The 17,544-nt window shown below is 71.3% G+C and carries 14 protein-coding genes; 10 read left to right on the top strand and 4 right to left on the bottom strand.

Annotated features, from left to right (window positions below; translation table 11 throughout):
• The first annotated feature begins 24 nt into the window (after positions 1-24).
• Together gcl and ACIBNE_RS35315 are read left to right on the top strand one after the other, a co-directional pair.
• On the top strand, positions 25-1,812 hold the full coding sequence (gene gcl, locus ACIBNE_RS35320; protein ID WP_399279063.1) for a glyoxylate carboligase: 1,788 nt from the start codon (positions 25-27) through the stop codon (positions 1,810-1,812).
• 82 nt (positions 1,813-1,894) lie between these two features.
• On the top strand, positions 1,895-3,109 hold the full coding sequence (locus ACIBNE_RS35315) for a Shedu anti-phage system protein SduA domain-containing protein (RefSeq protein WP_399279061.1): 1,215 nt from the start codon (positions 1,895-1,897) through the stop codon (positions 3,107-3,109).
• A 556-nt stretch (positions 3,110-3,665) separates the two neighbouring features.
• On the opposite strand, the gene ACIBNE_RS35310 is transcribed toward ACIBNE_RS35315, so the two are convergent.
• From ACIBNE_RS35310 to ACIBNE_RS35300, 3 genes are all read right to left on the bottom strand, one after another.
• The gene (locus ACIBNE_RS35310; protein ID WP_399279059.1) at positions 3,666-5,123 is read right to left on the bottom strand and encodes a catalase; all 1,458 of its coding nucleotides are present in this window, start codon (positions 5,121-5,123) and stop codon (positions 3,666-3,668) included.
• A gap of 182 nt (positions 5,124-5,305) precedes the next feature.
• A complete protein-coding gene (locus ACIBNE_RS35305) occupies positions 5,306-6,199 on the bottom strand; it encodes a 2-hydroxy-3-oxopropionate reductase (protein ID WP_399279058.1) in 894 nt (297 codons plus the stop codon).
• 34 nt (positions 6,200-6,233) lie between these two features.
• The gene (locus ACIBNE_RS35300; protein ID WP_399279056.1) at positions 6,234-7,091 is read right to left on the bottom strand and encodes a TIM barrel protein; all 858 of its coding nucleotides are present in this window, start codon (positions 7,089-7,091) and stop codon (positions 6,234-6,236) included.
• A gap of 123 nt (positions 7,092-7,214) precedes the next feature.
• On the opposite strand from ACIBNE_RS35300, the gene ACIBNE_RS35295 reads away from it, so the two are divergent.
• The 8 genes from ACIBNE_RS35295 to ACIBNE_RS35260 all read left to right on the top strand — a co-directional run bounded on the left by ACIBNE_RS35295 (position 7,215) and on the right by ACIBNE_RS35260 (position 14,592).
• Entirely contained in the window at positions 7,215-7,502 is a 288-nt protein-coding gene (locus ACIBNE_RS35295) for a hypothetical protein (RefSeq protein WP_399279054.1), read from the top strand.
• The gene (locus tag ACIBNE_RS35290; protein WP_399279053.1) at positions 7,499-7,858 is read left to right on the top strand and encodes a helix-turn-helix domain-containing protein; all 360 of its coding nucleotides are present in this window, start codon (positions 7,499-7,501) and stop codon (positions 7,856-7,858) included. Before ACIBNE_RS35295 ends, ACIBNE_RS35290 begins: the two co-directional genes overlap by 4 nt.
• Before the next feature lie 198 nt (positions 7,859-8,056).
• A complete protein-coding gene (uraD, locus tag ACIBNE_RS35285; RefSeq protein WP_399279051.1) occupies positions 8,057-8,569 on the top strand; it encodes a 2-oxo-4-hydroxy-4-carboxy-5-ureidoimidazoline decarboxylase in 513 nt (170 codons plus the stop codon).
• A complete protein-coding gene (locus ACIBNE_RS35280; protein WP_399279049.1) occupies positions 8,569-9,003 on the top strand; it encodes a hydroxyisourate hydrolase in 435 nt (144 codons plus the stop codon). The genes uraD and ACIBNE_RS35280 overlap by 1 nt, the downstream gene beginning before the upstream one ends.
• A gap of 5 nt (positions 9,004-9,008) precedes the next feature.
• Positions 9,009-9,932 carry a factor-independent urate hydroxylase gene (pucL, locus tag ACIBNE_RS35275; protein ID WP_399279047.1) on the top strand — a complete coding sequence of 308 codons (924 nt, stop codon included), beginning with the start codon at positions 9,009-9,011 and terminating at the stop codon, positions 9,930-9,932.
• 98 nt (positions 9,933-10,030) lie between these two features.
• Positions 10,031-11,431: a nucleobase:cation symporter-2 family protein gene (locus ACIBNE_RS35270; RefSeq protein WP_399279045.1), complete on the top strand. Its 1,401-nt coding sequence runs from the start codon at positions 10,031-10,033 to the stop codon at positions 11,429-11,431.
• Between the two features lie 89 nt (positions 11,432-11,520).
• On the top strand, positions 11,521-12,912 hold the full coding sequence (locus ACIBNE_RS35265; RefSeq protein WP_399279044.1) for an 8-oxoguanine deaminase: 1,392 nt from the start codon (positions 11,521-11,523) through the stop codon (positions 12,910-12,912).
• A gap of 330 nt (positions 12,913-13,242) precedes the next feature.
• Entirely contained in the window at positions 13,243-14,592 is a 1,350-nt protein-coding gene (locus tag ACIBNE_RS35260) for a nucleobase:cation symporter-2 family protein (RefSeq protein WP_399279388.1), read from the top strand.
• Positions 14,593-14,617: 25 nt separating this feature from the next.
• Here ACIBNE_RS35260 and ACIBNE_RS35255 read toward each other — a convergent pair whose 3' ends face one another.
• On the bottom strand, positions 14,618-17,383 hold the full coding sequence (locus tag ACIBNE_RS35255; protein ID WP_399279042.1) for a hypothetical protein: 2,766 nt from the start codon (positions 17,381-17,383) through the stop codon (positions 14,618-14,620).
• Positions 17,384-17,544: the final 161 nt, after the last annotated feature.

Raw genomic sequence — 17,544 nt, 5'->3', positions numbered from 1 at the left:
GCTGTCCCGAGCAGGAGCACTCACATGCCCCGTATGACCGCTGCCCGAGCGGCAGTCGAGATCCTCAAGCGCGAAGGCGTCACCAACGCGTTCGGCGTGCCCGGCGCGGCGATCAACCCCTTCTACCGGGCGCTCAAGGAGGGTGGCGGGATCGACCACACCCTCGCCCGGCACGTCGAGGGCGCGTCGCACATGGCCGAGGGCTACACCCGCGCCAAGGCGGGCAACATCGGCGTCTGCGTGGGCACTTCGGGCCCCGCGGGCACCGACATGATCACCGGCCTGTACTCCGCGATCGCGGACTCGATCCCGATCCTGTGCATCACGGGCCAGGCACCGGTCTCCAAGCTCCACAAGGAGGACTTCCAGGCCGTTGACATCGCGTCCATCGCGAAGCCGGTCACCAAGAAGGCCACCACCGTCCTGGAGGCGGCCCAGGTCCCCGGCGTGTTCCAGGAGGCGTTCCACCTGATGCGCTCGGGCCGTCCGGGCCCGGTCCTGATCGACCTGCCGATCGACGTCCAGCTGACCGAGATCGAGTTCGACCCCGAGGCGTACGAGCCGCTGCCGGTCTACAAGCCGCGGGCGACCCGCGCGCAGGCCGAGAAGGCGCTGCGGTTCCTGCTGGAGTCGGAGCGACCGCTCATCATCGCGGGCGGCGGCGTCATCAACGCCGACGCCACCGGCCTGCTGGTGGAGTTCGCCGAGCTGACCGGCGTCCCGGTCATCTCCACGCTGATGGGCTGGGGCACCATCCCCGACGACCACGAGCTCAGCGCGGGCATGGTCGGCGTGCAGACCTCGCACCGCTACGGCAACGCGACGTTCCTGGCTTCGGACTTCGTCCTCGGCATCGGCAACCGCTGGGCCAACCGCCACACCGGGTACAACCTGGAGGCGTACACCAAGGGCCGGAAGTTCGTCCACGTCGACATCGAGCCCACCCAGATCGGCAAGATCTTCGCGCCCGACTACGGCTTCGCGTCGGACGCGGGGGCGGCGCTGGAACTGTTCGTCGAGGTGGCGAAGGAGTGGAAGGCCGAGGGCCGCCTGCCGGACTTCACCGCGTGGGCCGAGTCCGCGCGGGAGCGCAAGGCGACCCTCCAGCGCCGTACGCACTTCGACGACGTCCCGATCAAGCCGCAGCGGGTGTACGAGGAGATGAACCGGGCGTTCGGGCCCGAGACGCGGTACGTCACCACCATCGGCCTCTCACAGATCGCCGGCGCGCAGATGCTGCACGTCTACCGGCCGCGCAACTGGATCAACTGCGGCCAGGCGGGCCCGCTCGGCTGGACCGTCCCGGCCGCGATCGGCGCGGCGGTAGCCGACCCCGACACCCCGATCGTCGCGCTCTCCGGCGACTACGACTTCCAGTTCATGATCGAGGAGCTGGCGGTCGCCGCCCAGCACAAGGTGCCCTACGTGCACGTCCTGGTGAACAACGCCTACCTGGGCCTGATCCGCCAGGCCCAGATCGGCCTCGACATCAACTTCCAGGTGAACCTGGAGTTCGAGAACATCAACACTCCGGAGATCGGCGTCTACGGCGTCGACCACGTCAAGGTCGCCGAGGGGCTGGGCGTCAAGGCGATCCGGGTGACCGACCCGAACGAACTGGCCGCCGCCTTCGAGGAGGCCAAGAAGCTGGCGCGGGAGTTCCGCGTCCCGGTGGTCGTCGAGGCGATCCTGGAGCGCATCACCAACATCTCCATGAGCAAGACGGTCGACGTGAGCGACGTGACCGAGTTCGAGGAGCTGGCCACGGAGCCGGGCCACGCGCCCACGGCCGTCAGGGCCCTGAAGGTCTGACGCCACGGCACGCGGTCGCGAGGGGCGGTCCACCGGGGCCGCCCCTCCGGCATTGTCGGACCCCGCCGCCACACTGGTCCCCATGACGGTACGGGTGGACATGTCGCTCGACTGGCAGCTGCGCCAGGTCGAGGAGCAGGCCGCGAGCGCGGCCGTGAAGGAAGCGATCGGCGCGGTCTTCACGCACATGCGCAGCGGCACGGGCCGCAATCCCAAGCGGCGCGGCGGCAAGGAGCTGGTCAGGCTCCTGGAGGCGGCCCGCGCCGACGCGGCGGGCGCGGGGGAGTGGCAGGTCGTACGGCTGCTCCAGGACTCCCTCGACTACGCGGAGGGGCGCATCCTGCGCTACGACTTCGAGGAGCGGCACCGGCTGTTCCAGGAGGGCCGGGTGAGGAGCGACAGCAACCGCGACTACCTGGGGCGCCAGCTGTCGATGTCGCTCCAGTACGCGGCGGCGGAGGCCCAGGGGCTGATCGACGACGCACCGCGGACGACCGCGGGCGACGTCGTCGCGCACCTGAGGGAGCGGGCGCGGGACGCCCGGTACCTCGAAGCCCCGGAGGACCGCCCGGGGTGGTACCGGATCACTCCCGGCATGTCCCAGATGGGCCAGTGGGTGGAGCGCGTCCTGCGCGACCGCCGCATAGAGGTGCGCGATCCCGCCGAGGCGGCCCGGCGCATCGTGACGTCCCCCGAGGCGCTGGCCGTCCTGGCCGCCGACGAGGAGGGACAGCTCGTCCTCAGGGCGGCCGAGCTGCACCGGCGGGCCGCGGGCCTCAAGGCGCTGCGCGCCGTCGTCGAGGATCCACTGGCCGTCGAGCACGACCTCCAGAAGGCGCTGGAGGGCCAGTACTGGATCTTCGGCGGGGCCTATGTGGGCGAGGCCGCCCATCGGCGCCTCGTGCCGGGCGACGAATTGGACATCCCTCTCGTACGGGGCGACGGCGCGCTGCACGTGGTGGAGCTCAAGCGCGCGATGTCCCTGCGCGAGGCCCTGGTCAAGCGGCACAGGGGAGCCTGGGTGCCGACGGCTCCGGTCCACGACGCGGTGGGGCAGGCGGTCAACTACCTCGTCGGCCTCGACGAGCACCGCGAGCGGATACGCGCGGAGTTCGGCATCGACACCCGCAGGGCGAGTGCCGTCGTGCTGATCGGGCACCCGGGAGCGCACCCGGAGGTCCCGGAGCAGGCGGTGAACGAGGCGCTGCGCACGTTGAACGCGCACATGAGCCGGGTCGAGGTCCTGACCTACAAGGAACTGGTCGACAACGCCGAGCGGGCGCTGGGGAGGGCCTGAACCGCGGAGCGCACGGGGAGGCCCCGCCGGGCGGGCGGGGGGCGGGGCCTCTGGAGGGGGCGCGCCCGGCTCGGGGTGAGCGCGCCGCACCTCGCCCTCGGCCGGGCGGTGTGTGGGGAGGGACCCGGCCGGGTGGCCGAGACTACGCCCCCGATGGCCGAAAAGTAACCCATTGGGGTAGGAGGGCAGCAGAACGACCGGGATCGGGCCCCGTGGGGGCCGGACCCCGGTCCGGTGCGGTGCGTTGGTGCCGCCCGGCGGTGCGAGGCCGGCGCGACGGAACGTTCGCGCCGCCGGGCGGAGCATGCGGGTCTCCTGGAGGAGACGGGGGAGTGCCGGGACCGCGGCGGGGGCGATCGGCGTCTTCGCCGCGCCCTCCTTCAGGTCAGGAGAGCGCCGCGTCGGGCCTTGACCACCGCACTGGCTCGTCCTGCCGCCGCGGTCCTCAAGCTGTCCGGTACCGGGGAGCCACCCCTCATCGGGCTCCCGGTCCGGACGGCGCACGGAACGTGACCTCCCGTCAGGTCCCGTACGCGGTCTGGGCGTCGAGGTTTCCTCAGTCCTCGCGCAGGGCGCGGACGGCCTCCTCGACGCGCTTGCCGTAGTCGGCGTCGGCGGCGTGGAAGTGGGCGAGGTTCTTCTCGATCACGTCGTCGCGGCCGACCTGCGAGAGGCCGCCCGCGATGTTGGCGACCAGGCGCTTCTTCTCGTCCTCGGACATCAGCCGGTACAGCTCGCCCGCCTGGAAGAAGTGGTCGTCCTTGGCGTGCTCGGGCGCGGCGTGGGTGCCGGTCCAGCCGTGCACGGCGAGCGGGGCGGCCAGCGGGGCGTCCGTCTGCGCCGGGCCCGAGTACGAGTTGGGCTCGTAGTTCTTGTCGTGGCGCGAGCCGTAGCGGGTGGCGTGGACCCCGTCGCGGCCGTAGTTGTCCGCGGTGGTCGCCCTGGGGGCGTTGACGGGGAGCTGGGTGTGGTTGACGCCCAGGCGGTAGCGGTGCGCGTCCGCGTACGCGAACAGCCGGCCCTGGAGCATCTTGTCCGGCGAAGGGCCGATGCCGGGAACGAAGTTGTTCGGGGAGAACGCGGCCTGCTCGACCTCGGCGAAGACGTTGTCGGGGTTGCGGTCCAGGACCAGGCGGCCCACGCGCTGGAGCGGGTAGTCCTTGTGCGGCCACACCTTCGTGAGGTCGAACGGGTTGAAGCGGTAGTCCGCCGCCTCGGCCGCGGGCATGATCTGCACGTACAGCGTCCACGAGGGGTTCACGCCGCGCTCGATGGCCTGGAGCAGGTCGGTCTGGTGCGAGTTGGGGTCCTTGCCCGCGATCTCGGCGGCCTGCTCGGAGGAGAGCGAGCGGACGCCCTGGTTCGTCTTGAAGTGGTACTTGACGAAGAACGCGTCGCCCCCGGCGTTGGTCCACTGGTAGGTGTGGGAGCCGTAGCCGTTCATGTGGCGGTAGGACGCCGGGATGCCGCGGTCGCCCATCAGCCAGGTGATCTGGTGCGTCGCCTCGGGGGCGTGCGCCCAGAAGTCCCAGACGTTGTCCGCCTCCTGCTTGCCCGTGAAGGGGTCGCGCTTCTGGGAGTGGATGAAGTCGGGGAACTTGATCGGGTCCTGGATGAAGAAGACCGGGGTGTTGTTGCCGACGAGGTCGTAGTTGCCCTCTTCGGTGTAGAACTTCAGCGCGAAGCCGCGCGGGTCGCGGACGGCGTCCGCGCCGCCGAGGTTGTCGGCGACCGTGGAGAAGCGGATGAAGGTGTCGGTGCGCTTCCCGACCTCGCCGAGGAAGTTCGCGCGGGTGTACGCGGTGACGTCGTCGGTCACCTCGAAGTAGCCGTAGGCGCCGGAGCCGCGGGCGTGCACGACGCGCTCCGGGATGCGCTCGCGGTTGAAGCGGGCGAGCTTTTCGAGCAGATGCTGGTCCTGGAGGAGGATCGGGCCGCCGACGCCGGCCGTGGCGGAGTTCTGGTTGTCGGCGACCGGGGCGCCGGACTCGGTGGTAAGCACACGCTGCGTCATGGTGGCGGTTCGACCTTCCGTACTGACATCTGCTGACGGTGCCAGGAGCGTAGATACGCCCCGAACAGCGCGTCAACAGTTTGTTGAAATTGAAGTGTGTGGTTCCGGGAGGCGGTGACGCCTGGGCGCGACAGGACAGGTGTCAGCGCCACCGCCACCCGGAGTCTGGGGGCCCGCGGGTCCTAGACCCGCTGGCCGGAGAGGCGCTCGACGGCGCGCAGCAGCGCGGAGTGGTCGAGTCCGCCGTCGCCCTGGGCGCGCAGCGAGGCGACCAGCTGGGCCACCACGGCGCCGACCGGGAGGGCCGCGCCGACGTTGCGGGCGGCGTCGGTGACGATGCCCATGTCCTTGTGGTGCAGGTCGATCCGGAAGCCGGGCTTGAAGTCGCGGTTCAGGAAGTTGTCCTTCTTGCGGGTCAGGACCGTGGAGCCGGCCAGGCCGCCGTTGAGGACGTCGAGGGCCGCCGCGAGGTCGACGCCGGACTTCTCCAGGAAGACCACGGCCTCGGCGCACGCCTGGATGTTGACCGCGACGATCAGCTGGTTGGCGGCCTTCACCGTCTGGCCCGAGCCGTGCGGGCCGCAGAGCACGATGGTCTTGCCCAGCGCCTGGAGGATCGGCAGCGCGGTGTCGAAGTCGGCCCGCTCGCCGCCGACCATGATGGAGAGCACGGCCTCGATCGCGCCCGCCTCGCCGCCGGATACCGGGGCGTCCAGGACGCGCAGGCCCTTCCCGGCGGCGGCCCCGGCGAGGTCCACCGAGGTCTGCGGGGTGATCGACGACATGTCGATGATCAGGGCGCCCGGCTTCGCGTTCTCCAGGATGCCGTCGGGGCCGTACGAGATGGCCTCGACCTGAGGCGACGCGGGGACCATGGTGATCACGACGTCGGCGTCGGCGACGGCCTCGGCGATCGAGGCGGCGGCCGTGCCGCCCGCTGCCGCGAGGCGGTCCAGTTTGTCCCGCTCCAGCGTGAAGCCGGTGACCGAGTAGCCCGCCTTGATCAGGTTCTCGGACATGGGGGAGCCCATGATGCCGAGGCCGATCCACGCCACCTTGGGGAGGTTGGTGCTCATCAGGGTGCCTCTCTCGAAACTCTGGTGCGTAAGGTCAGTTGGCGGCGCGCGAGGGCCGGGGCAGCCACTCGAAGGCGTCCGCGCTCGGCCGGTCGCCGGGCTTGTACTCCAGGCCGATCCAGCCGTCGTAGCCGGCCTTCTTCAGGCGGCCGAGCAGCTCGGTGAAGTCCAGGTCGCCGGTGCCGGGCGCGCCGCGGCCCGGGTTGTCGGCGATCTGCACGTGGCCGGTCCTGTCGGCGAAGGCGTCGATGGCCCCGTGCAGGTCCTCGCCGTTCATCGACAGGTGGTACAGGTCCAGCAGGAACTTGGCGTTGTCCAGTCCTGTCACCGCGTTCACCCGGTCCACGACGTCGACGGCGGCCTGGGCGGTCACCAGCGGGTAGTGCGGCGACTCGGGCCCGTTGAGCGTCTCGATCAGGAGGATCGCGCCCACCCGGTCGGCGGCGCGGGCCGCCAGGACCAGGTTCTCCAGGGCCAGTTCGTCCTGGACCGCCGGGTCCACGCCCTCGACGCGGTTGCCGTACAGCGCGTTCAGCGCCGTGCAGCCGACCGAGGCGGCGAAGTCCGCCGCGACGTCGACGTTCGCCCTGAAGCGGTCCGACTCCGCGCCGGGCACGGAGAGCGCGCCGCGGTCGGGTCCCGGGAGCTGCCCCGCGTAGAAGTTCAGGCCCACCAGCCGGGTGCCCGCGTCGTCGAGCGCCTTCTTGAGGGCGTCGAGCTCGGCCTGCGGCGGGGTGGGGGTCTCGATCCAGGGCCACCACAGCTCGACCGCGGTGAAGCCGGCCGCGGCCGCCGCCGCGGGGCGCTCCAGGAGCGGGAGTTCCGTGAAGAGGATCGAGAGGTTCACATCGAAGCGCTGGTCCGTGACTGCGCCTGTCGGGAAGCGGGCCATGAGGGGCGGCGCTCCTTCCGTATTGCGGAAGTTAGTTTCTGCTTGATGGAAGGTTGCATGGGATCGGCGAGACCTGTCAAGAGGGCCTGCCGGATTTCCTCGGCCGCGCAGTAGGTTGAGCGCGTGCGATTGAGAGTGGAGTTCACGACCGAGCCCTTCGACCTCGACGAGGCGCCCGCCCATGCGGTGGTGGCCCGCGAGGTCATCCAGGCGGCCGCGCTGGACGCCGTGGACGTGGGACCGTTCGGCAATACGGCGGAAGGCGGCGCCGACGAGGTGCTCGGCGCCGTCGACGCGCTGCTGCGCGAGGCGCTGGAGGCGGGCGCCACGCGGGTCTCGCTCCAGGTCAACGTGATCGGCCAGGAGGAGCGGGGCGGCGCCGGGCCGGGGAGCGGGGAGGGTGCGAAGTGACTGAACCGGGGGACCACCCGCTCGTCGCCGCGGTGAAGCCGCTGGTGGACGCGATGGGGGCGGAACTGCTCGGGCCCGACGAGGCCTGTCAGGACGACGTGGTGCTGGCCTGGGAGGGCGAGGACGTCGTCGCGGTGCGCCTCCCCCAGCTCTCCGACTCCCTGGACCACATCCTGGCGGCGCTGGAGCGGCGCCACGGCAAACCGCTCGCGGAGCTCGACCGCAAGACCAAGCAGGGCGTGGTGCGGACCCTCGAAGCGCGCGGGGCGTTCTCCGTGCGGCACGGGGTGGAGACGGTGGCGGGCGCCCTGGGGGTGAGCCGCTTCACCGTGTACAACTACCTGAACCGCGAGTGACCGGCCACGGGGCAAATGCCCCGGAGTGCCGTTCGTGCCCCCTCTCACAGGGGGCGATCCAGGCCGCCGTCCGACTTCCGGACGGCGGCCCTTTTTGTAACTCGAAGTTTTCAACAAAGTGTTGACGTGATGTTTCCGAGGGCGTTAGCTATCCGCAGCCCGTCCAACGCACAGCGAAGAACAGCCACGGAGGCTCCCGTGACTTCGAGTTCGACGCCGGGCCTCGCCCGGTTCAACACCTTGGACGGCAGTGCGGCGACCGCCGCGCTGCACGAGGTGTGCGCCTCTTCGGCCTGGGGGAGCAAGCTGCTCGCCCAGCGCCCCCACCCCACCGTCGAAGCGCTCTTTCTCGCCAGCGACGCCGCCCTGGCCGAACTGACCGAGCAGGACCTCGCCGAGGCGATGGCGGGGCACCCGCCGATCGGCCGGCCGAAGCCGGGGGACCCCACCTCCTCCCGCGAACAGCGGGGGATGGCCGGGGCCTCCGAGGAACTCAAGGCCGAAATGCTCGAACTGAACCTGGCCTACCAGGACACGTTCGGGCACGTATTCCTGATCTGTGCCACCGGTGCCACCGGCGAGCAGATGCGGGACGCGGTGAAGGCCCGGATCGGCAACACGCCCGAGCGGGAGCGCGAGATCGTCCGCGCCGAGCTGGGCAAGATCAACCGGATCCGGCTCGCGCGACTCGTAGAAGAGGACAACGACTGATGAGCACCGCCACCACCGCATCGGTGTCCACCCACGTCCTGGACACCAGCGTCGGACGCCCCGCAGGGGGAGTCGCCGTCGCACTGTCCGCCCGCTCCGGCGCGGACGCGCAGTGGACCGCCCTGGGCGGCTCCGCCACCGACGCGGACGGGCGCTGCAAGGACCTCCCGGCCCTGCCGGAAGGCACCACTCACGTCCGGCTCGACTTCGAGACCGAGGCGTACTTCTCGAACGTCCCGAACACCCCGAACGTCCCGAACGTCTCGGAGTTCGACCACCAGCAAGCCGATGCGCAGCAGGACGCCCCCGCGAATCGGGACAGCGGTGCGTTCTTCCCCGAGGTGGCGATCACCTTCGCCGTCGTACCGGGGGAGCACTACCACGTACCGCTGCTGCTCAACCCGTTCGGCTACTCCGTTTACCGAGGGAGCTAGCAGACATGCCCACGATTCTGGGACAGAACCAGTACGGCAAGGCGGAGAACCGCGTCGTGAAGATCACGCGCGACGGCGACACCCACCACATCAAGGACCTCAACGTCTCGGTCTCCCTCTCCGGTGACATGGACGACGTCCACTACAACGGCTCCAACGCCAACGTCCTGACGACCGACACCACCAAGAACACGGTGTTCGCCTTCGCCAAGGAGCACGGCATAGAGTCCGCCGAGCAGTTCGGCATCCACCTCGCCCGCCACTTCGTGACCTCGCAGCCCACGATCCACCGGGCGCGCATCCGCATCGAGGAGTACGCCTGGGAGCGCATCGCGACCTCCGAGGCCAACTCCCAGTTCATCGGCGCCGACGACGTCAAGCACTCCTTCGTCCGCAAGGGCCAGGAGACCCGCGTCTCGCAGATCACCTACGACGGCGAGGAGTGGGAGGTCATCTCCGGCCTCAAGGACCTCGTCGTGATGAACTCCACCAACTCGGAGTTCTGGGGCTACCTCAAGGACAAGTACACCACCCTCCAGGAGGCGTACGACCGCATCCTGGCGACCCAGGTGTCCAGCCGCTGGCGGTTCAACTGGACCGACGACGAGCAGCGGATGCCGAACTGGGAGAAGTCCTACGAGCAGGTCAGGAAGCACATGCTCCAGGCGTTCGCCGAGACCTACTCGCTCTCGCTCCAGCAGACGCTGTACCAGATGGGCTCGCGCATCATCAACAACCGCGCCGAGATCGACGAGGTGCGCTTCTCGCTGCCCAACAAGCACCACTTCCTCGTCGACCTGGAGCCCTTCGGCCTCAAGAACGACAACGAGGTCTACTTCGCGGCCGACCGCCCGTACGGCCTGATCGAGGCCACGATCCTGCGCGACGGCGTGGAGCCGCGGATCCCGGTCGACATGACCAACCTCTGACGTCAACCACCTGACGCCAGCCTCTGACGCCAGGCCGACGGCGCCCCCGCCCGCCCGCAGCGGGGCGGGGGCGCCGCGGACCGGAGGGAACCACAGCCATGGCACAGCCAGCAAAGGGGCCGGCGGAGAAGACCGCCGAAGGCCCGTGTTCCGCCCCACCGGCCGTTCACCCGGTGGACGAAAAGCTCCCCCCTTCGCGGCTCGTCCCCGCCGCGCTCCAGCACATCGCCGCCATGTACGCGGGCGTCGTCACCCCTCCGCTCATCATCGGCCAGGCCGTCGGACTCGACGCCGCCGGAATGACCCGGCTCATCGCCGCGAGCCTGCTCATCGCTGGTCTCGCCACCATCCTGCAGACCATCGGCGCCGGAGGGTTCGCCGGAAACCGGCTGCCGTTCGTCAACGCCGCCTCCTCCGCCGGAATCGCGCCGATGCTCGCCATCGCCGAGACCAGCGCACCGGGCCGCCAACTCCCCGCGATCTACGGCGCGGTGATGGTCGCGGGAGTGTTCTGCCTCGTGGTCGGGCCGTTCTTCGGCCGGCTGCTCCGGTTCTTCCCGCCGCTGGTGACCGGTGTCGTGATCACGCTGATCGGCGTCACCCTCATGCCCGTGCCCGTCTCCTGGGCCCAGGGCGGCAACAAGGAAGCCGCCGACTTCGGCGCCATGAAGTACCTCGCGCTCGCCGGGTTCACCCTCGCCGTGATCCTGCTCGTCCAGCGCTTCGGCCGCGGCTTCGTCAAGCAGGTCGCACTGCTCCTGGGCATGTTGATCGGCACGCTCGCCGCGATCCCCTTCGGCCTCGCCGACTTCTCCGCGCTCGACTCCGCGCCCGTCGCCGCCCTGCCCGCCCCCTTCGCCTTCGGCGTCCCCGAGTTCCAGCCCGCCGCGATCCTCTCGCTGTGCATCGTGATGCTGGTCCTGATGACCGAGTCCAGCGCCGGGATGCTGGCCCTGGGCCGGATCTGCGAGCGCGACTGCGACGGCCGGACCATCACCAGGGGCCTGCGCACCGACGGCATCGCCACCCTCGTGGGCCCCGTCTTCGGCGGCTTCCCCACCAGCGCCTTCGCCCAGAACGTCGGCGTCGTCTCGCTGACCCGGGTGCGCAGCAGGTACGTCGTCGCCGTCGCGGGCGGCACGCTCCTGGTCCTCGGCGCCTTCCCGGTGCTCGGCGCGGTCGTCTCGCTCGTCCCCATGCCCGTGCTCGGCGGCGCCGGGATCGTCCTCTTCGGCTCGATCGCGGTCAGCGGCATCCGTACGCTCTCCGAGGCCGGACTCGACGACTCCTCCAACATCATCCTGGTGGCCGTCGCGCTCGGTGCGGGCATCATCCCGCTCGCCGCACCCACCTTCTACGCCGACTTCCCGGCCTGGGCGCAGACCGTGCTCGGCTCCGGCATCAGCGCGGGCGCCCTCGTCGCGGTCCTGCTGAACCTGTTCTTCCACCATCTCGGCACCCGCGGCGCAGGGCCGGCCGCGGCACTCAAATCCTCCTAGGGTCCTGCCGTGCCCTCCCCCCATGATCTGTAGGAGCCCAGGCTCCGAACGAGCAGGGGGGACCCCTGCCACGACGAGAAGGAAGCACCATGGCACCTTCGGCACACACCCGGCGCATCGTCATCGAGAACTGCGCGATCGCCACCGTCGACGCCGCCGACACCGAGTACGCCTCGGGACACGTCGTCGTCGCCGGAAACAGGATCGAGTCCATCGGGGCCGGACCGGCCCCCGAAGGACTGGAGGACGTGGTCCGCCGCATCGACGGCACCGGCCACCTCGCCACCCCCGGCCTGGTCAACACCCACCACCACTTCTACCAGTGGATCACCCGGGGTCTGGCCACCGACCACAACCTCTTCAACTGGCTCGTCGCCCTCTACCCCACCTGGGCGCGCATCGACGAGAAGATGACGTACGCGGCGGCACAGGGCTCGCTCGCGATGATGGCCCGCGGCGGCGTCACCACCGCCATGGACCACCACTACGTGTTCCCGCGCGGAGCCGGCGACATCTCCGGCTCCATCATCCGCGCCGCCGCCGAGACGGGCGTGCGCTTCACCCTGGCCCGCGGCTCCATGGACCGCAGCGAGAAGGACGGCGGCCTGCCGCCGGACTTCGCGGTCGAAACCCTCGACGGCGCGCTCGCCGCCACCGAGGCGACCGTCAAGCAGCACCACGACGCGTCCTTCGGCGCCATGACGCAGGTCGCCGTCGCACCCTGCTCGCCCTTCTCCGTCTCCACCGAACTCATGCGCCAGGGTGCCGAGTTGGCTCGCGCCCTGGGCGTAAGGCTGCACACCCACGGCTCGGAGACCGTCGAGGAGGAGAAGTTCTGCCACGAACTCTTCGGCATGGGCCCCACCGAGTACTTCGAGTCCACCGGATGGCTCGGCGAGGACGTGTGGATGGCCCACTGCGTCCACATGAACGACGCGGACATCGCCGCCTTCGCCCGTACGGGAACCGGCGTCGCCCACTGCCCGTCCTCCAACGCCCGCCTCGCCGCGGGCATCGCCCGCGTCCCCGACATGCTCGCCGCGGGCGTCCCCGTCGGCCTGGGCGTCGACGGCACCGCGTCCAACGAGTCGGGCGAACTCCACACCGAGCTGCGCAACGCGCTGCTCATCAACCGCCTCAACTCCCACCACCGCGAAGCCGCCCTGAATGCCCGTCAGGCACTGCGGCTCGGCACCCACGGCGGCGCGCAGGTGCTCGGCAGGGCGGCCGAGATCGGCTCGCTGGAAGCGGGCAAGCTCGCCGACCTGGTGCTCTGGAAGCTCGACACCCTGGCCCACTCCTCCATCGCCGACCCGGTGACCGCGCTCGTCTTCGGCGCCGCGGCCCCGGTCACGCTCTCCCTCGTCAACGGCGAGCCCGTCGTCGAGGACAACCACCTGACCCGGGTGGACGAGGACGCGGTCGCCCGCTCCACCCGAGCGGAGGCACAGCGCCTGGCGCGGATCGCCGCGCAGGGCTGACACCCCCATGGATGTCCGGCCGGGGAGGACGGTCCCCGGCCGGACCTGAGCAGCCGAGCGGGCTGCTCAGGTGCCGCTCCGGAACGTGGCCCAACGCTTCGCGTTCCGGGGCGGTCAGTACTGCCTGGGCGCACCACCGACAACTGAACACCGAGCAGGTCCTTGCACGTCGCACCACCTCCCAGAAGCGCGTGCCGCCGGGCGGCACTGGAAAACAACCGGAGGAATCACGTGGCCACCAAGCCCAGGTTCACCAAGCAAGGCACCACCCCGCAGGAGCCGGACGACAAGGCCGTGCACCCGGTCGACGAGAAGCTGCCGGCCCTGAAGATGGCCACCACCGGCCTCCAGCACGTCGCCGCGATGTACGCGGGCGTCGTCGCACCGCCGCTGATCGTCGGCGCCGCCGTCGGCCTCTCCCCGAAGGAACTCACCTTCCTCACCGGGGCCAGCCTCTTCATGGCCGGCCTCGCCACCTTCCTCCAGACGCTCGGCCTCTGGAACATCGGCGCCAGGCTCCCCTTCGTCAACGGCGTCACCTTCGCGGGCGTCGCCCCGATGCTCGCCGTCGTCGACACCACCAAGGACAAGGGCGACGCGCTGCCGATCATCTTCGGCGCGATCATCGTCGCGGGCGTGCTGGGCTTCGTGGCCGCCCCGTTCTTCTCCAAACTGGTGCGCTTCTTCCCGCCCGTCGTCACCGGCACGGTCATCACCCTGATCGGCATATCCCTGCTCCCGGTCGCCTTCGGCTGGGCCCAGGGGCCCGACCGCGCCGCCGACGACTTCGGCTCCACCACCAACCTCACGCTCGCCGGGCTCACCCTCGTCGTCGTCCTCGTGCTGCGCCGCTTCACGCGCGGCTTCGTCAAGCAGATCGCGGTGCTGCTCGGCCTGGTGATCGGCACGCTCATAGCGATCCCCTTCGACGTCACGGACTTCAGCCCGGTGACGGAGGCGGACGTCGTCGGCTTCCCCACCCCGTTCCACTTCGGCGCCCCGCAGTTCGCGCTCGCGGCGATCGTCTCGATGTGCGTGGTCATGGTCGTCTCGATGACCGAGTCGACGGCGGACATGCTGGCGCTGGGCGAGATCGTGGACCGCCCCGCCGACGAGAAGACCATCGCGGCGGGCCTGCGTGCCGACACCCTCGGCTCGGCGATCAGCCCCTTCTTCAACGGCTTCATGTGCAGCGCCTTCGCGCAGAACATCGGCCTGGTCGCGATGACGAGGATCCGCAGCCGGTTCGTGGTCGCGGCGGGCGGCGGCTTCCTCGTCCTGATGGGCCTGTGTCCGATGGCCGCCTCGCTCATCGCGGTCGTGCCCCGCCCGGTGCTGGGCGGCGCGGGCATCGTGCTCTTCGGCTCGGTCGCGGCGAGCGGCATCCAGACGCTGGTCAAGGCGAACCTGGAGAAGGACAACAACGTCCTGATCGTGGCCGTCTCGATCGCGGTCGGCATCATCCCGATCGCGGCGCCGACCTTCTACCACGCGTTCCCGGAGACCGCGAAGATCATCCTGGACTCGGGGATATCGACGGGCTGCGTGGTCGCGGTCCTGCTGAACCTGGTCTTCAACCACCTGGGATCGGGCCGCGACGCGGACGACGTCACGGCGCCGATGGAGCCGGGCGGGGAGATCAGGGAACAGCGGGCGGGGACGGTGGCCGGCGCGCACTGAGGGGTCGCGGGGCCGTACGGAGGGGTTACGGGGCGGCGCTGCGGCAATCCGCCGACTCCTCCCGGATCCTGGCCGCCGCGTCCGGGGCACCGGACGCGGCGGCCAGGGCCACGTCGTAGTGGGTCACCGCGTCGGCACAGTCGCCCAGGGTGCAGAGGCAGCGGGCGCGGTAGAGCGGGACGAGCCACGGCGGCGCGTCGTCCGCCTCGTCGCCGGGCGCCGACTCCAGGGCGTCCAGTTCGGCCAGTGACGCGGTGGCGTCGCCCAGCTCCCGCAGGGTCTCGGCCAGCAGCAGCCGTACGGAAGTGCTGGCCCGCGTGGTCCCGTCAGGCGTCCTTCCGCAGGAGTCCAGCAGGGCGCGCAGCTCCGGCACCGCCTCGTCGAGCCGCCCGGCCGCGTGCAGCAGATCGAGCTTCCTGCCCGCGAGTTCGGCGATCCACGGGGGCGGGACCGCCGCCGCGGGGCCCGGCAGGTAGCGGCTCAGGAGGCGGTCGACGAGCGCCAGCGCGTCCACGGCCCTGTCCTGTCGCACCAGGTTGTCGGCGCAGTGCAGGGCCAGGTTCAGATAGAGCGGCCGGTCCTCGGCGCCCGCCGCCTCCAGCTCCGCCAGCATCCTGCGGTGGACGCCCTCCGCCTTTGTGAGGAGTCCGGCCGCGTCCAGCGCGTGGGCGACCTGGTGGCGCACCGAGAACTCGGTTTCCGGCCGCTCGTCGAGCGCGGCCGCCAACAGGGCCGCCTCGTCGGCGCAGGCCCGCGCCCGCCCCTGCGGCTCCAGGGCCTGCACCACGTAGGCCCGCGCCAGCAGGGCCGCGTCCAGCGCGCCGAGGCGCACGTGGCCGTCGGCCACTGCGCGGAACTCCCGTTCCGCTTCCTCCCACCTGCCCTGGTCGAAGAGGGTGCGCCCCCAGACCCGCCGCGCGTTGAGGGTGTCGACGTGGTCGGCGCCCCACCGGGCCAGCTGCTCGTCGAGCAGCTGTCGTGCGAGCCCGACGCCGTCGTTCCCTTCGGTCAGGTGGACGCGGTTCCTGCGGACCCTGCTCACCTCGGGGCAGTCCTGCGGCAGTTCGCCGGCCGCTTCCACCATGAGGAGGGACAACTGACGGCACAGCGGGAGGTGGTTGAGCGCCACGGCGTAGTCGGTGGCGGCCAGTGCGGCCCGCACGAAGGGGAGCAGCGTCCCGTGGTCCTCGCGGGGCACGGCGCACAGTCCCGCCACGACGTGGGGGACCAGCGCGCGCCACCCGTTCCAGTTGCGGGGACCGGCAGCGAGTTCCCCGACGTGCTCGGCGACCGCGGCCGCGCCCCGCCACACCAGGGCGCGCTCGCGCGCCGGTGCGGCCGCCGCGTTGAGCGCGTTCGCCTCCAGCACCAGCGCGTGCGCCGTCACGCACGGCCAGTCGTCCTCCGCTTCGCTCCCGGCGGGGAACACCTCCTCGATCCGTACGAGTCCGAGGGCGACCAGCGCTTCGAGCGCCGCCTCGTACCGTTCGGGCTCCGGCGGGCACGGAAACCGCTCCAGTACGCAGGAGTCGAGCAGCCACAGCGGAAACGGCGCCCGTGCGAAGCACGACAGCAGCCGCATCAGCCACCGCGCCTCCGGCATCCCCTGCCGGGCCAGCAGGTCCAGGCTCATCTCCCACGTCTGCCCCACGAGCCGCCGGGCCCGCCGCTCCCCGTTCGGTCCCGCGCCCTCGTCGAGCAGCCTTGCCCCGCGCCGGTCCAACTCCCGCGCGTACCCGGCGAAGTCGCGCGCCAGCCCGCGCAGTAGCCCCGCCCCGCGTCCCGTACGCGCCAGGTACGAGCCCGCGAGGTGCAGGGCCAGCGGCAGTCCGTCCAGGCGCTCCGCCAGCAGCCGGGCGTCCGCCACCTGACCCGCGCCGGGCGCCAGGTCCAGGAGCACCGCCGCGCCGTCCTCGGCCGACAGCACGCCCACCGGGTGACAGGTCGCCTCGCGGCCCCACGCCCGAGGGTCGCCGACCCTGCTCGTCACGACCGTGAGGCCCGCCCGGCTGGAGCGGATCCACCCCGTGCCGTCGCCTGGCACCCCGTGCTCGGACGCCGTGAACGCGGGCTCGTCCACGTTGTCGACCACCAGCAGCCACGGCCGCTCGGCCGCGTCCAGCGCGTTCCACACCAGGTCCGTCGCGCTGGCGCGCCCGGCCCAGGCCTCGTCGGCCAGGTCGTCGGGGACGCCGAGGTCGCGCGCGACCTGCCGCATGCCGGTGAGGAGCGTGTCGTGCGTGACTGCCGACACCCAGAAGACCTGTACGTCACGGTCCTTGGCGCAGCGCGCGAGCGCCAGCGCGACGGTGGTCTTGCCGTTGCCGCCGAGGCCGTGCAGCACCTGTACGCACGCGCCGTCCGTGAACAGCGCCTCGCGCAGCCGCTCCAAGAGGGCATCACGCCCCCGGACTTGGGCGGGGAGCTCGCCGTACGGGGCCCGGATGGTGAACGTGCCCGGCAGCGGGGCGGAGGCGGTGCGCGGCGGAGCGCTCACCCCGCGGACGCGCTGTTTCCCCTGCTCCTCAGCCGACTTGGCCGCCTCCTGGGCCCGCTTCCAGCCCGTGTCGGGGGTGAGGCGGCACGCTTCCAGGAGCTTCCTGACGGTCGGCCAGGTCGGGGCCTTCTCGCCGCCCAGCGCGTCCGAGACGGTCGTACGCCCGAGACCGCACGCGGCGGCCGCGTCCCGCACTCCCGTGTAGCCCGCCGCTTCGAGGGCCGTGCGCAGCCGCCCGGCCAAGTCCCGCACCGCCTCAGGGGCGTTCGCGTCGATCCCGGACAGCTGCTTCAACCCGCGCCTCCCCGTTCCGCCGCACCACACGCCAGCGTACGCGTCCGGACGCGCGGACGTCCGGACACGCGGACACCCGGACACGGCGGGGTCCTGGCCAGTCCGGGGAGGGGTGTCCTGTCCGTGTCCGCGTCCCCTTCGGGCCACCTGCCGCCCTTCCG

This window comes from Streptomyces sp. NPDC050504 (genome assembly GCF_044458065.1).
Lineage (GTDB): Bacteria > Actinomycetota > Actinomycetes > Streptomycetales > Streptomycetaceae > Streptomyces.
This window is presented reverse-complemented; position numbering and strand designations above follow the sequence as displayed.